Raw genomic sequence first — 14,422 nt, 5'->3', positions numbered from 1 at the left:
GTGCAGCCCTGGCCAAGGCCGCGCTGGAGAAGAAGATTGATGCCAATATGGCAGCCAACCCGTCTTTCATTCCGTTTGCTGCCGACAGCCGCGAGCTGGATGAGGCAGGCAAAGGCCAGATCCTGCGCCAGATTGCCAGCTTCCAGTCCAGCAAGAAGCTGATTATCCGTGGTTACTGCCACCATGGCCGCGCCGTAGCCCACGCCCGCGCCGTGGCGGTGAAACAGTTCCTGGTGGCATCCGGCGTACCGACCAAACACCTTGTTGTCCGCTACAACACCGACAAGGACGCCCAGGGCGTGCAGATCGCCAGCAAGTAAGCCAGATCACCCGGCACAGCCGGGCTGGTGCTGAGCACGGTTTATCTATATAATTGTCAGTCTTATCTGGGGGCGACCTGGTTTCGACGGGGGTTGCGAAGCAGATGGGGGCATACCGGGATTTCAGTCATCCCGTAAAACACTGAATTTTTTTAGTCGCAAACGACGAAACTTACGCTCTAGCAGCCTAACGGCCGGCTAGACACTACAACGGTTCGCAGATGGGCCGGGGGCGTCAAAACCCTGTAGTGTCACTTTACATCTGCTAGTGCCTTTCCGGGTTACTTGGTCTGGTGCGAAACTTTAGGTAACTCGCCAAAGCTCAGCCTGTCCGTCGGCGTAGTGGAGGTTAAATCCAAATGACACGACTAAGTATGTAGAACTCACTGTAGAGGACTTTCGGACGCGGGTTCGATTCCCGCCGCCTCCACCAGAACCTCTAAAAGCCATTGATGATCAGTAACTTACTGGTTCTCAATGGCTTTTTTCATGCCCCAGAAACCAAGAACACATGCAGGGACAGGCGTTTGCTGTCCGACGCAATCCACCTTACCGCTCTGCCGCCTGTCTTCTTTGTCTGATGCAGCAACCAGAATCCGGATATTCCTTTTGCTGCTTCTTGTGTATTCTGTCCGACAAATTCACTTATCAAGATTTGGCCGGAGCCTATATGTCTTCATCATCGGTAAAGAAAACCATGATTCTGGGAGCGGTGCTGGTTGCCAGCCTGCTGCTGACGGGAAGTGCCGTTACCTGGTGGACCAACAATCTGCAACGTCAGGCCGATGATGAGGTGGAGCGCTTCAACCAGGCCAGCCTGGTGTTTCGGGATACACGTTTTAACGTGGTGCAGATTCAGCAGTTTCTGACCGATGCCGGAGCGACTGGCGAAGGTGGGGACGATTACCGGGATGCTGCGGAAAACCTCAAGCAGGCGATGCAGAACCTGGATGTGTTGCAAACCATGTTGCCGGATGCAGCATCTGAGGTAGGACAGATCAAGCCTTTGGTGCAGGCCTTGCACCAGACGGGTGTAAAAATGGCCGAGGCCTATATCCATCAGGGACGGGAGGCTGGCAATGCCATCATGAAGGCCAAGGGGAACGGGTTTGATGATTCCACCGAAGCCATCAACAAGAGCCTGGACCAGCTGGCGCAAAGCCTGGCGAACAAGAGCAAGCAAACCCAGCAGTACAAGACCACGGTGCGGGACAATGCCGTACTGGCCTATGCGCTGATTGCCATTCTCACCACCTTGAGCGTGCTGGGTATCAGCCTGCTGCAATACCGTCGCCTGCTGCGGATACTGGGTGGCGAACCGGCCTACGCGGCCAGCATTGCCAACACCATTGCCAGTGGCAATCTGGCGGTAGAAATCATCGACCGCTCCGGCCATGACAACAGCCTGTTGTCCACCATGCGTCATATGGCCGAGCAGCTGACCTTGTACATGCGCAAGATCGACCTGAACACCAAGCAGGTGGTGCAGTCGTCCTACCAGATTTCCGATATTTCCAGCCATATTGCCGATACCTCAAATGAAGAGGAGCAGCATTCTGCCGCCGTGCGCCAGGCTACGTCGGACCTGTCGCAAACAGCCAGAACCGTGCTGGACCTTGCCGGCAGCGTGACCGAACACGCCGACAAGGCGCGCAAGAGCGCACACGACAGCATGTCCACCATGCGTGACAACATCCGCGAGATGGATGCTGCGGTGGCCGAGGCGCACCATGCCGAAACCCGCATTGTGGCGCTGGGCGAAGCCAACCAGAAAATCCAGGTGATTACCCAGTCCATTGCCAGCATCACCGACCAGACCAACCTGCTGGCACTGAATGCGGCGATTGAGGCGGCACGCGCCGGCGAGCATGGCCGCGGCTTTGCCGTGGTGGCGGACGAAGTACGCAAGCTGGCACAGAATGCGGCCAAGGCTACCGACGAAATCACCCAGATCATCAACAGCCTGGGGACGCTGATTCAGGAAAATACCGAGTCAGTGCAAGGCATCATCAGCAGCACGCGGCTGGGCATGGAAAAAGCCGAACAGGCCAGCCAGTCCATCAGCGGGCTGGTGGAGGATATCGAAGGCAATGTGACGGCGGCCCGGCAAATCGGCGCGGCCAGCCAGGAGCAGATGGCAAGGCTGGAAACCATGCGCGGCCAGCTGGAAACCCTGCTGACCACGCTGAGTGACAATGCCTATAAAGTGCATACCACCGGCGCCATCAGCGAGGTGCTGTTCCGCACCTCCACCGATTTGCGCACCATCATGGAAAGCTTCCAGTTTGACCAGTCCAGCCAGATAGAGGCGATTGCCAACGACAACCGCAGGCTGCCGCGTGTGCGCCAGCATATTCTGGTGCAGGTGAAGGATGGCGATCAGTTACGCGATGCCATTACCGAGGACTTCAGTCTGTCCGGCATCAAGCTGCGCCTGCCGCTGGCGCTGAACCGGGCCGAGCACAGCCTGATGCAACTGCAGGTATTGCTGCCGCATGACAGCATTGATGATTACCGCGAGCAAGCCCCGCTTAAGCTGACTGCCCGGGTGAAGTGGCTGCAGGCGGAGGACAATGGCGAAATTTACGGTCTGGAATTTGTCGACATCAGCCCGCGCCAGCAGGACGAACTGAAAGCCTGTTTCGAGTTCTTCAATCACAGCCATGAATATGTCTGACAGCCACAGGGCATACGCCTGAACAGCCATCACCCAGCGCCCCGGACCGCAAGCAGCGACCGGGGCGTTTCAGTCTGGCAGCGGAATGCGGCTGCTGGCTTTCACTTCTTTCAGCGCCAGATTGGAATGGATGGCACTGATGCCCGGCACGGCGCGCAATTGCTCGACAAAGGCGCTGTAGTCGTCCAGATCCCTGGCCAGCACCACCAGCAGATAATCCGCCTCGCCGGTGATTTTGTGACAGGACAGTACTTGTTCATGGTCGCGAATCAGCGCTTCAAAGCGGTTGGGTTCCTGATCGCCGACATTACCAAAGCGCAGGCTGACATAGGCCAGTACATCCAGCCCCAGTTTGCGGCGGTCCAGATTGGCCTGATAACCCAGGATATAGCCCTCTTCTTCCAGCCTTTTGAGCCGTCGCCAGCAGGGCGTGACGCTGAGTGACAACTGTTCGGCCAGCTTGGGCGTGGACATGGCACCGTCACGCTGCAAATGCTGCAGGATGGCCTTGTCCACTGCATCCAGTGCGTCATCCGTTTTGTTCTTTCTCATTTTTTGCCAATTCTGTAATTTTCTTTGCGCAGTTTGGCTTTTTTGTAACAAGAAAAGCAAAAAATTTTTCCTGGCTGGCAAGCATACTGTGCAACAGGACAACAGCCAGCCAGGGTTCAACATGCTTACTTTTTATAATCCGGACCACCAACTGCACCACGCCTCCGAACTGAAGGATGGCAAGGTGTCGCCCTGCTTTGAAATGCCGCACCGTGCCGACACCATTCTGGAGCGCGTGCGCCACAGCGGCCTGGGGGAAATTGCCAGGGCAGCACACTATGACAGCGCACGTTATGCACGGGTACACAGCGAACGCTACGTGCGTTTTCTGGAACAGGCGTGGCAGGAGTGGAGCGCGCTGGGCCACCAGCATGATGCGCTGCCACTGGTGTGGCCGGTGCGGGATTTGCGCAGTGATATCGAGCCGGAACATATCGACGGCAAACTGGGGTTTTACGCCATGGATGCCGGGGTAGCCATCACCAGCGGCACCTGGCAGGCGGTGCGCGGCAGCGCCGATACAGCACTCAGCGCCATGGACCACCTGCTGCAAGGCCACGACAGTGCTTTTGCGCTATGCCGCCCGCCCGGCCACCATGCGGCGGCGGAGTACATGGGCGGTTACTGCTATCTGAACAATGCGGCCATTGCCGCGCAGTCCTGCCTGGATCAGGGCGGCAAGCGGGTTGTGGTGCTGGATGTGGACTTTCACCATGGCAACGGCACGCAAAGCATTTTCTACCAGCGCCCGGATGTGTTGTTTGTCTCGCTGCATGGCGACCCGCGCCGCTCCTACCCGTATTTTTCCGGCCATCGCGACGAAACCGGCAGCGGAGCCGGCATTGGCTTCAACCTCAACTACCCGTTGCCACACGGCACCGACTGGGCGGCCTACGCAATTGCCCTGCAGGATGCTTGCCAGCGCATCCGCACCTATCAGCCGGATGCCGTGGTGATTTCACTGGGGGTGGATACCTTCGAGCACGACCCGATCAGCCATTTCAGGCTGGCAAGCCCGGACTACCTGCGCATGGGGGCCACCATTGCCGCCATTGGCGCGCCTACCCTGTTTGTGATGGAGGGTGGCTATATGGTGGAGGAAATCGGCATCAACGCAGTGAATGTGTTGCAGGGCTTTGCCGACGCACGCTGAAACTGGCCATGTAACAACGGGCGGCGGACCTCCCGGTCGGCGCGCCCGCTTTCATTCAGGACTTAGCCCAGGCTGGCAAAAGCCTGTTCAAAATCGGCAATCAGGTCGCCCACCTCTTCCAGCCCGACCGACACCCGTACCATGCCGTCCGGAATATCCATTTCCTTGCGTTTTTCCGGGCCGGCTTCCCAGAAAATGGTGGACGCCACCGGAATCACCAGCGTGCGGGTATCCCCCAGGCCCGTGGCCTTGATCGGCACTTGCAGGGTGTTGAGCAAGGTATTGGTTTGTGCGGCATCGAACAGCTCGAAGGACAGCAGCCAGGCATTGCCACGGAACAGTTCACGCGCGCGCTGGTATTGCGGGTGGCTGGGCAGGCCCGGATAGGACACCTTGCGCACTGCCGGGTGGGCTTCCAGGTATTCGGCCAGTTGCTGGGCGGTGTTGCTGCAGTGCCCTACCCGCAAGGCCAGCGTTTCCATGCCGATGGAAATCAGGTTGGCATGCTCGGACGACAGCGACGCGCCCATGTCGCGCAAGGCTTTCTTGCGGATCTGGGTCAGGCCTTGCTGGGCTGCCGGGCCCTTGCGGTAGTCGTCTGCGATATTCGGATAGGCCGACCAATCAAACAGGCCGGTATCCGTCACCGCACCACCCAGCGCCGCGCCATGGCCGGCCAGGGTCTTGGTGAGCGAGTTCACCACCAGGCTGGCACCAACACTGGCCGGGGTGAACAATGCAGCCGAGGTAATGGTGTTGTCCACCACATACACCAGGCCACGGGCCTGACACAGCTGGCCTATGCCTTGCAGGTCGGCAATCTGGGTTCCGGGGTTGGCAATGGTTTCCACAAACACCATGCGGGTGGCAGGAGTGAGGGCTGCAGCCACGCTGTCTGCCGAGGCCATGTCCACCATGCTCACCTCCACACCGAACTGGCGCAGCGTGCCCAGCAGGCTGTTGGTATTGCCGAACACATGGCGGCTGGACACGATATGGTCGCCCGCCTTCAGCAACGACAGGAAGATCGCAGCAATCGCGCCCATGCCGGTGGCAAAACAGACGGTGCCAATGCCGTGTTCGATTTCTGTGATCTTGGCTTCCAGCGCCGCCGTGGTGGGCGTGCCCTGACGGGCATAATTGAAGCCGCCTTTCTTGCTGCCCTGGAAAATGCCGATCAGGTCTTCAACGCTTTCCAGACCGTACTGCACCGAGTTGTGTACCGGGGCGCGCAATGCGCCATATTCCATGCCCGCCCGACGGTCACGGTGCACGATGGTGGTGGAGAGGCCCTGCTTGTCTGTTTTACTCATTATCCTGTTTCCTGATGTGGGCCATCCGCACCCTGTCCGGTAGCGAATGTCCGGTGTCAGCGGCTCTGCCGCCTGTTTTGTCCTGTCCGGTGATCGTTGTATTTCAGCGCTGCTGCAGCAGGCGGTTCACCGTCGCCATGTTCTTGCCATTGATGACCTGTGGCAAACCGGCGGCCAGCAACATTTTCCTGGCATGCTCTGCACGCATGCCGGCCTGGCAGTACAGCACCACCGGCCTTGCTTCTGCCAGCAGCTGTGCGGTATGGGCGGGAATATCCGCCAGCGGGATGTTGATGGCACCCGTCACGTGCGCACCGGCAAATTCGGCGGGCTCGCGCACATCCACCACCAGCACATTGGCAGGCAATGCCGCTGGCTTGCCTGCGCCGAAGAGCAGCCGGGAAATGAAATTGAACATGCTGTCCTTGATTGAAGCAGTTCCTGCGCCCGGCAACATGCAGGCGCGCGAATGGACCTTATTTTAACCAGAGCCAGCGGCACTTGCCCGGCTTCTTTGTCAAAAAACGGAAGTCTGGTGAACATCGGCATGGCGTGGGCGGGGTGATACCGGCGGAAGTGCCAAGCGGACGGAAGGCTGGGTGAATCTGGCAGGCAGACATGACAAAGGCCGGAGAGTCCGGCCTTTGCGGTGTACTGCTGACTGAAGCTGACTTGAAGCCTGTCAGTGCGCGGCGGCGGACACTGCAGGCATGAGCGACGGTACTGACGGAATACAGCCGGTTTCAAGCAACAGGTTTTCAATATGCTGCAACTGTGCCCGCGCTTCTTTTACTTTTTCATCCAGTGCAAAAAATTCCAGCGTGTAGGCTTCAATCTTGCTGCCGTCGCGGTTTGTCATCGATTTCCCCTTGTGCTTTGTTTGGGTGTTTATCGACGCAGGTGGCAAAAGCTTGAGGCAACTGGCAGTGAAAAGCTGTAAATCATTTCTGCAGTGATGCGTCCCCCGCACTGGCACAGCGGGTGGCAGAGCGTGCCGGACTGGTCTGGCGCGGGTCGAATTGCCACCATTGCACGCCGCGTTCGGTCAGCGACAGCCAGTCCAGCCGGCCATCGCGGCGTGGCAGGCCGACACTGCCCACCGGCCGCCAGGGCACAGGGCGGCCCTTGCTCTCACGCAGCAGGCCTTGCAGTTGCAGGCTGTCCGGCCCGGCAGCCAGCTGCATCAAGCGGCCATCCGCCGTGGGGGTAAACACCGTAGTGCCGCTCACCATCAGCCCGGACTCGCGCACCGTGGCGGGCAGGCAATCGAGACGGGCCTTCAACTGGCCGGCACTGTCCAGCAGCCAGGCCATCCCTTGTCCCTTGATGGTGGCCAGCACCACAAAACGTGACACGGCAGGCAACCAGGCCAGATTGTAGTGGTACAGCTGCAAGTCGGCGGATAGCAGACGGATATCGCTGAGGCTGCCGCGCTGCGGGTCCAGCACGGCCATGTTCAGCTGACCGGTTTTCTGCCCGTCGGTGATTTGCTGCCACACCAGCAAGGCCGTGCGCTCGCCACCGGCCAGCATGGGCCACCAGGCGCGCTCCTCATCCACCACGTCAATCGACTGCAGGATTTCACCCTGCCCGTCATAAACCTGCGCATACACCCCGTTGCCGCTCCCCTGCCCGTTTACGCCGTCGCCATCCACCCAGCCATCGGAATAAAACAGCACAAAGCGCTCGCCCACTGCCGCCACATGGCCGGAGTGTCCGCCGGACACGGCCGTTTGCGGATAAGGCTTGATCGGCCGCATGGCGGCATCGTACACGGCGTAGCGCTGGCTGACTTCGTCCTTGCTGTTCCAGCCGTCTTCAAATGTCAGCATCACATGGCCTCTGCTGTTACGCGCGGCGGAAACCGGCTCCTGCGCTTCCGGCCTGGCAATCAGGATCTGCGGCTGGCCTTGCACAGCTTCGTCACTGTGCCAGTGCAGCAGATAGACATCATGCTGCCAGCGGCCCTGTGCATCTTCCCCGCGCGGGGGTAAACCGGCGCTGCTGAAAAACACATCGTAGTGGCCGTTCTGCGCTGTTGGCAGTGCCACCACGCCATGCATGAAGCTGCGCAGATCTTGCTGACTGCGCGGTGCAGCCTGCGTGTCTGCCAGCATCAACAGGCACATGCATAGCCCGGCAAGGTGGCGTGAAAACAGGCTGACTGATGAGCGCTGCTGCATGATTTCTCCGTTCTGGAGTCGGTAACTGTTTTGTTGTCACGACAGGAAAAAATGGCTACCAGTGCATTTTGCAGGAGCAAGCCACCCGCTTTTTCCGTCAGGCAGGACGGCGCATTTGCCTGCATGGCCATTGCTTGATAAATATCAATATTCGCTTATTTACTAATAATAAGACATCTCTTATATTCACGTTTTCTTATCTGGCAACTGCAAGCCGGTAGCAAAACCGCGTCACCCACGCACAGGCAAGCCACAGGCACAGGTCAAGCCACCCTTTCCCCGCACGAGGCAATATATACCATGAGCACTTTCAATGCCGTTCTGGCCCGCAACGCTGCCGGCCTTCCCTCCGCCGACCGTCAGGCCGCACACAGTGTCGCCTTCTCTCACTACAACAATCTGTCGGCACAGCTGCCGCTGGACCGCGCCACCGGCCAGCTGGTAGCCGGCGGCATCCGTCAGCAGGCAGAACAGTGCTTCGAGAATATCCGCAGCATCGTGGAAAGCATCAATCACAGCATGGATGATGTGGTGCGCATCACCATCTTCCTGCGTGATATCGCCGACCTGGCCACGGTGAATGCCGTATACGCCACTTTCTTCCCGGTTTACGTACCGGCACTGACCGCCGTGGCCGTGCATGACCTGCCACTGGGCGCGCTGCTGCAGGTGGAAGCGCTGCTGTCCAATGGCGAAGGCACCATTCCGAATGCGCCGCAAGCCGGCGACCTGATCAAGCTGGCGCGCAATACCGACAGCGCACCCTGCTCTGCCCTGTCTACCCAGACCGTAGCGTTTTCCCATTACAACAACCTGACCGCACAACTGCCGGTGAACCCGCATACCGGCGTGCTGGTGGAAGGTGGCATCGAAGAACAGGCCGCCCAGTGCCTGCGCAATATCAAGGCTATCCTGAACAGCATTGACGTGCCGTTTGACGACATTGTCAAAATCAACCTGTACCTGACAGACCTGGCCGACCTGCCCGCGGTAGACACTGTTTACAGTACTTTCTTTCCGGATTCCGCCATTGCCCGCAGCCATGCCTATTTCCCGGCCCGCAGCGTGATTCCGGCACAGGCGCTGCCGCTGGCAGCCCGTATCCAGATAGAAGCCGTGGTATCGCATGGCGACGGCACCCCGCCGCAAGCAGTGGAAGACCGTCACGGTATTGTCATCCGTACCGGCCGCAGCGCGGACGTGCCGCAGGACAAGCTGGCCACGCAGTCGGTTGCCTTCTCGCACTACAACCACATTTCCGCACTGCTGCCCGTTAGCGCCCATGACGGCAAGGTAGTGGCTGGTGGCATTGCCGCACAAACCCGCCAGTGTCTGGAACACTTGCAGAACATTACACACAGCATTGAGCACAGTCTGGCGGATGTGGTGAAAGTGAATATCTGCCTGACCCGGCTGGCCGACCTGCCGCTGGTGGATGCGGTGTATCGGGATTACTTCCCCAACGCCACACCGGCCCGTCGCATTATCGGCGTGGCCAGCCTGCCGGCTGGTGCGGACATCCAGATTGATGCCGTACTGGCCAATGCCGAAGGCACTGCCCCGCGCCGCTAAAGCACGGTGACTGGCAACTTTGCAGCGGTTGGCGAACACGGTTCTGCCGTGTTTGTTAGCCGCTGCGGTATTGCTGCCACACCAACTGGCCCAGCCGCTCCAGTCTGGCCTGCTGCTCCGGCGTCCAGGCCGCAGCGCAGGACAGGCGCACGCAATGGCGATAGCCGCCGCGTGGCGAAAACAGCGGCCCGGGTGCCAGGCCTATGCCTTCCTGCCGGGCTTGCTGGTGCAAGACCAGACTGTCGAAACCCTGCGGAAACACCAGCCACAAGGCAAAACCGCCTTGCGGCGCGGTGTATTGCACATCAGCCGGAAAATGCTGCGCCAGACCCTGCAACAAGCCTTGCATCTGGCTGGCAATGGCACGGCGCAAGCGCCGCATGTGGCGGGGATAGGCACCGCTTTCCAGAAATCGCGCCAATACCGCCTGATTCAGCGTAGGTGTGGAGTGCGTGCTGAGATATTTCTGCACTTCCACCTGGTTGCGATAGCGACCCGGATCTATCCAGCCTATGCGCAAGCCGGGGGCCACATCCTTGGTGAGCGAGGCGCAATACAGCACGTTGCCGCTACGATCAAACGCCTTGATCGGGCGTGGCCGCTGCCTGCCGTAGTAAAACTCGCCGTAAACATCATCCTCGATCAGCGGAATGCCACGCTCGGCCAGCATGTCGGCCACTTTTTCCTTGGCGGCATCCGGCATCAGCGCGCCCAGCGGATTGGAAAAATTGGGCACCAGAATCACCGCCTTGATGGCGGAATCGCGGGTGGCCAGCTCCAGCGCGTCTACCGAAATGCCGCTCACCGGGTCGGTGGGAATCTCCACCACGCGCAAACCCAGCGCCTTCAGCGTGAACAGCAGCGAAAAATAGGCTGGTGACTCCACCGCCACCACATCCCCCGGCCGGGTAAGCGCGCGCAAGGCCAGGTTAAGCGCCTCGATGGTGCCCTGGGTGACAATCAGCTGTTCCGGATGCAATTGACCACCCCACTCCAGTGCCAGCCGCGCAATCTGGCGCTTGAAGGCTGGCAGGCCGCTGGGGCGCCCGTAGTCGGACAGCAGGTCCGGGTGATGACGCATGCAGTCCAGCGTCATGCGTTGCAACTGGGCGGTGGGCAGCAGGTCGTGCGGCGCCACGGCACTGCGAAAACCCTGCATGCGCTCGGTGTGCTGTTCGGACTGATCCTCGACATAGCTCCACAACAGCGGGTCCACCGTCACCTCGGTGGCCGCAGTCAGGCGCAGCAAAGGCGTGCTGTCGCTGCGCTGGCGCACAAAGTAGCCGGACTGTGGCCGCGCCTCCACCAGGCCCTGGTCCTCCAGCAGGCGGAAAGCCTGTTGTACCGTGCTGAGGCTAAGACCCCGCCGCAATTTCATGTCGCGCAGCGACGGCAGACGCTCGCCAACGCGCAATACGCGGCTGGCGATCTGGGCGGCGATGTCATCGGCCAGTTGCTGATAAAGAGGCTGCTTGTCCATGCCTCCATGATAAGGGATTGAATCACTGGCACCACGGACAGTTGTGCACAAAAACAGGCAGTACAGTTGCAGAAAAACCTGCGCTGTCATGGCTGTTTTTGGCCAACTGTGTGGCTACCGGCACTGTTTTGCCAGCGCTAAGCTGTTTGTCATCAACAGCACGGGAGCACACGACATGACCACATTGCTACTGAAACAGGGTGAATTGCTAAGCCTGCAAGGCCGCCTGCCGCACAGCCTGAGCGTACAGCAAGGACGTGTATGGATCAGCTACTGCGGCCAGGATGTGATTCTGGCGCGTGGTGCCAGCTGGACGCCGGGCAAGGCAAGCGGTGAAACACTATTGCTGGAAGCCGTTAGCGGCCCGGCCCAGCTGAGTTTGCAGTTGCAGGGTGAGCACAGCCTGTTGCAACTGGCCAGCTGCGGCTAGTCTGGCTGGCCGAAGGTTTCCTGCAGGAAGTCCAGCATGGCGGTGAGCTTGGCCTGATGCTGACGGCCAGGCGGGTACAAGGCGGTGAGCGGCATGCTGTCGTCCACCCGCCACGGCTGCAGGATTTCCACCAGCCGGCCGTCCTGCAATGCCGGTTCCAGCAAGAAGGCCGACTGGCGGATGATGCCAGCCCCGGCCAAGGCCAGACTGAGCAGGGATTCGGCACTGTCCACGCTCAGCCGGGCGCTGACATCCACCCGGCGCAATACGCCATCCACCATGAAGGGCCACTGGTCGGCCTGCTCTACATCCGCCACCACCAGGCACTGGTGCTGTGCCAGCTGGTCCGGGTGCCCTGGGCTGCCGAACTGTCGCAGATAGGCAGGCGCCGCACACACCTTGCGCGGCAGGCTGGCAATGGGGCGCGCCACCAGATTGTCCACCGGGCCCAGCGGACCCAGCCGCAAGCCCAGGTCGAAACCGTCGGCGGCGATGTCCACCAGATGGTCGCTCACCGACAAGGCCAGCCGCAGTTGCGGGTAACGCGCCATGAAGCGTGGCAGCGCCGGTAGCAACTGCTGGTTGCCAAAGGCGGTACCCACGGTAATGCGCAGTGTGCCTTGCGCAATATTGCGGCCAAAACGCAGGTCGGCTTCGGCACTGGCCAGGTCGTCCACGATGCGCCGGGCATGGGCGATGAAACGCTCGCCCTCCGCCGTAGCCACCACCCTGCGGGTACTGCGGGCAAACAGGCGGCAGCCCAGGCGTTTTTCCAGCCGGTCTATCGCCTTGGACAGTGCCGAGGCGGTCAGCCCCAGCCGTTCTGCCGCACGGGTGAAGCTGGCGGTTTCGCTCAGATACAACACGGCCAGCAGCTCGCCGGTTTGTGTTTCCACCATATTGATGAATTCCATTCAGCAATAATTTTCCTGAGTGGCCGATTCTAAAAGGTAAAAAGCAGAATAAGCTAGGATTTTTCACGGAGGACAGCTCATGCACACCCAACTGCACACCCTGTTTCAGGCCAAGGCCTGGGCCAACCGGCAATTGTTTGCCCTGCTGGAACAACAACTACCGGCACTATCTGCCGATACCCAGACCACCGCCGTGCGCATGCTGAACCATGTGTGGCTGGTGGAGCAGATCTTCCAGGCCAATCTGCAACAGCTTCCGCACGGCTTTGACGCGCTGAACACACCGGAAACGCCAACCCTGGCCACGCTGCAGGCGCGTCAGCAGGCCAGCGATGACTGGTATCTGCAATATCTGGACAGCGTGGACGCCAGCCAGCTGACCGAGGCGGTGGACTTCCGTTTTGTCGATGGCAAGCCGGGCAGGATGCAGCGCTGCGAAATGCTGCTGCACCTGATTACCCACGGCAGCTATCATCGCGGCATGGTGGGCCGCATGCTGGCCGAGGCGGATATCCGCCCGCCCAAGGACAGCCTCACCATTTTTCTGCATCAAACAGCCTGAAGGGAAAACGCAATGGCGCAATTTGGCGTGGAAGTGGAATGGCAACGTAAGGGGCAGGACTTTCTGGACCGCCGCTACAGCCGCAAGCATGTGCTGCGTTTTGATGGTGGTGCGGAAGTCGCGGGTTCGTCCTCCCCCGCCGTGGTGCCGCTGCCAATGTCGGACGCCAGCGCGGTGGACCCGGAAGAAGCCTTCGTGGCGGCGTTGTCCAGCTGCCATATGCTGTGGTTTCTGGACCTTGCCGCCCGCGCCGGTTTCACCGTGGAGCGCTATCTGGACCGGGCCAGTGGCGAGATGGGCAAGAATACCGCCGGGCAATTGGCCATCACCCGCGTCACGCTGCGGCCGGAGGTGCAATTTGGCAGTGCCAACCCGCCCAGCGCGGCCCAGCATGCCCAGCTGCATCATCAAGCGCATGCCAACTGTTTTATCGCCAATTCCGTGACATCCACCGTGCTGTGTCAGCCGGTGGGGCTGGACGAGACGCAGGTGTGAGAATCAGGCGCAGCTTTGCGCTGCTGCGGGCTGCGCCATGGCGGGCAGGCTGGCTTCGGCCATGGCCTCGCCCACCAGAATGATGGCCGGGCTGCCCATGCCTGCGGCCAAGGCGTCGGCTTCCAGCGTTGCCAGGGTGCTCAGCAGGCGCTGCTCCTGCGGGGTGCTGGCCCACTGCACCACTGCCACCGGGGTGCTGGCTGGAAGGTGTTGCAGCAGCGCCTGATTCAGGCTGGCAATGCGGCTCATGCCCATGTAGATGGCCAGCGTGGTGCCGGTGGCAGCCAGCGCCTGCCAGTCCGGCTCGCTGTGGTCCTGTGCGTGGGCAGTCACCAGCGTCACGCCACGGCAATGCTGACGATGGGTGAGCGACACGCTCAGGCTGGCGGCTGCCGCCAGTGCCGCGCTGATGCCGTTCACCACTTCCACCGCGATACCGTGTTGTTGCAGGTAGCGGATTTCCTCACCGGCGCGGCCAAACAGCAGTACCTCACCGCCCTTCACCCGCACCACCCGCCTGCCCTGCAAGGCATAACGGCGCATCAGGCGCTGGATGAAATCCTGCGGCGTGGACTTGCAACCACCGCGCTTGCCCACCCGCACCACCTGCGCCTGCGGAGCCAGACTGACGATGTCCGGGTTGACCAGCTCGTCCAGCAGCAGTACTTCTGCCCCCTGCAACTGGCGCACCGCCTTGAGGGTGAGCAGTTCCAGATCGCCGGGGCCTGCCCCCAGCAGCACTACCTTGCCGGTTTCGCGTTTCATGCTGTT

15 protein-coding genes and 1 other RNA gene are annotated in these 14,422 nt (G+C 60.5%); 8 read left to right on the top strand and 8 right to left on the bottom strand.

What is annotated here, in order from left to right:
* From JHD62_RS13875 to JHD62_RS13865, 3 genes are all read left to right on the top strand, one after another.
* The coding region (locus JHD62_RS13875; RefSeq protein ID WP_199103389.1) for a hypothetical protein at positions 1–320 on the top strand (320 nt) is incomplete at its 5' end.
* 68 nt (positions 321–388) lie between these two features.
* Positions 389–753, top strand: a transfer-messenger RNA (tmRNA) gene (gene ssrA / locus JHD62_RS13870).
* A 237-nt stretch (positions 754–990) separates the two neighbouring features.
* The gene (locus JHD62_RS13865) at positions 991–2,997 is read left to right on the top strand and encodes a methyl-accepting chemotaxis protein (protein WP_199103388.1); all 2,007 of its coding nucleotides are present in this window, start codon (positions 991–993) and stop codon (positions 2,995–2,997) included.
* 69 nt (positions 2,998–3,066) lie between these two features.
* On the opposite strand, the gene JHD62_RS13860 is transcribed toward JHD62_RS13865, so the two are convergent.
* Positions 3,067–3,549 (bottom strand): Lrp/AsnC family transcriptional regulator, encoded by a 483-nt coding sequence (locus tag JHD62_RS13860; RefSeq protein WP_045847312.1) that lies wholly within the window; start codon positions 3,547–3,549, stop codon positions 3,067–3,069.
* Between the two features lie 121 nt (positions 3,550–3,670).
* Between JHD62_RS13860 and JHD62_RS13855 the strand changes: the two genes are divergently transcribed.
* Positions 3,671–4,702, top strand: coding sequence for a histone deacetylase family protein (locus JHD62_RS13855; protein ID WP_199103387.1), 1,032 nt, complete (start codon positions 3,671–3,673; stop codon positions 4,700–4,702).
* 62 nt (positions 4,703–4,764) lie between these two features.
* Here the strand turns inward: JHD62_RS13855 and JHD62_RS13850 are convergent, their stop codons facing one another.
* From JHD62_RS13850 to JHD62_RS13835, 4 genes are all read right to left on the bottom strand, one after another.
* Positions 4,765–6,015 carry a cystathionine gamma-synthase family protein gene (locus JHD62_RS13850; protein WP_199103386.1) on the bottom strand — a complete coding sequence of 417 codons (1,251 nt, stop codon included), beginning with the start codon at positions 6,013–6,015 and terminating at the stop codon, positions 4,765–4,767.
* A 103-nt stretch (positions 6,016–6,118) separates the two neighbouring features.
* Positions 6,119–6,433 carry a rhodanese-like domain-containing protein gene (locus JHD62_RS13845; protein WP_199103385.1) on the bottom strand — a complete coding sequence of 105 codons (315 nt, stop codon included), beginning with the start codon at positions 6,431–6,433 and terminating at the stop codon, positions 6,119–6,121.
* Between the two features lie 264 nt (positions 6,434–6,697).
* Positions 6,698–6,874, bottom strand: a complete 177-nt coding sequence (locus JHD62_RS13840; RefSeq protein WP_199103384.1) for a hypothetical protein — start codon at positions 6,872–6,874, stop codon at positions 6,698–6,700.
* An 82-nt stretch (positions 6,875–6,956) separates the two neighbouring features.
* Complete coding sequence (locus tag JHD62_RS13835; protein WP_199103383.1) at positions 6,957–8,198, bottom strand: hypothetical protein; 1,242 nt, start codon at positions 8,196–8,198, stop codon at positions 6,957–6,959.
* Positions 8,199–8,498: 300 nt separating this feature from the next.
* Here JHD62_RS13835 and JHD62_RS13830 point away from each other — a divergent pair, with 300 nt between their 5' ends.
* A complete protein-coding gene (locus tag JHD62_RS13830; protein ID WP_199103382.1) occupies positions 8,499–9,770 on the top strand; it encodes a RidA family protein in 1,272 nt (423 codons plus the stop codon).
* 55 nt (positions 9,771–9,825) lie between these two features.
* On the opposite strand, the gene JHD62_RS13825 is transcribed toward JHD62_RS13830, so the two are convergent.
* Positions 9,826–11,250, bottom strand: coding sequence for a PLP-dependent aminotransferase family protein (locus tag JHD62_RS13825; RefSeq protein WP_199103381.1), 1,425 nt, complete (start codon positions 11,248–11,250; stop codon positions 9,826–9,828).
* Between the two features lie 175 nt (positions 11,251–11,425).
* Between JHD62_RS13825 and JHD62_RS13820 the strand changes: the two genes are divergently transcribed.
* Positions 11,426–11,680 (top strand): DUF2917 domain-containing protein, encoded by a 255-nt coding sequence (locus JHD62_RS13820; RefSeq protein WP_199103380.1) that lies wholly within the window; start codon positions 11,426–11,428, stop codon positions 11,678–11,680.
* Here JHD62_RS13820 and JHD62_RS13815 read toward each other — a convergent pair.
* Positions 11,677–12,594: a LysR family transcriptional regulator gene (locus JHD62_RS13815; RefSeq protein WP_199103379.1), complete on the bottom strand. Its 918-nt coding sequence runs from the start codon at positions 12,592–12,594 to the stop codon at positions 11,677–11,679. The two genes, JHD62_RS13820 and JHD62_RS13815, sit on opposite strands and share 4 nt — an antisense overlap.
* A gap of 79 nt (positions 12,595–12,673) precedes the next feature.
* On the opposite strand from JHD62_RS13815, the gene JHD62_RS13810 reads away from it, so the two are divergent.
* Together JHD62_RS13810 and JHD62_RS13805 are read left to right on the top strand one after the other, a co-directional pair.
* Positions 12,674–13,156: a DinB family protein gene (locus tag JHD62_RS13810; protein ID WP_199103378.1), complete on the top strand. Its 483-nt coding sequence runs from the start codon at positions 12,674–12,676 to the stop codon at positions 13,154–13,156.
* 12 nt (positions 13,157–13,168) lie between these two features.
* Entirely contained in the window at positions 13,169–13,651 is a 483-nt protein-coding gene (locus JHD62_RS13805; RefSeq protein ID WP_199103377.1) for an OsmC family protein, read from the top strand.
* Positions 13,652–13,654: 3 nt separating this feature from the next.
* Here the strand turns inward: JHD62_RS13805 and cobA are convergent, their stop codons facing one another.
* The gene (cobA, locus tag JHD62_RS13800) at positions 13,655–14,416 is read right to left on the bottom strand and encodes a uroporphyrinogen-III C-methyltransferase (RefSeq protein WP_199103376.1); all 762 of its coding nucleotides are present in this window, start codon (positions 14,414–14,416) and stop codon (positions 13,655–13,657) included.
* Positions 14,417–14,422 lie beyond the last annotated feature (6 nt).

The sequence above is a fragment of the Aquitalea sp. ASV11 genome, assembly GCF_016429185.1.
Classification (GTDB): Bacteria; Pseudomonadota; Gammaproteobacteria; order Burkholderiales; family Chromobacteriaceae; genus Aquitalea; species Aquitalea pelogenes.
Note: the sequence above shows the minus strand (reverse complement) of the source record. Positions and strands in the feature narration are given on the sequence as shown.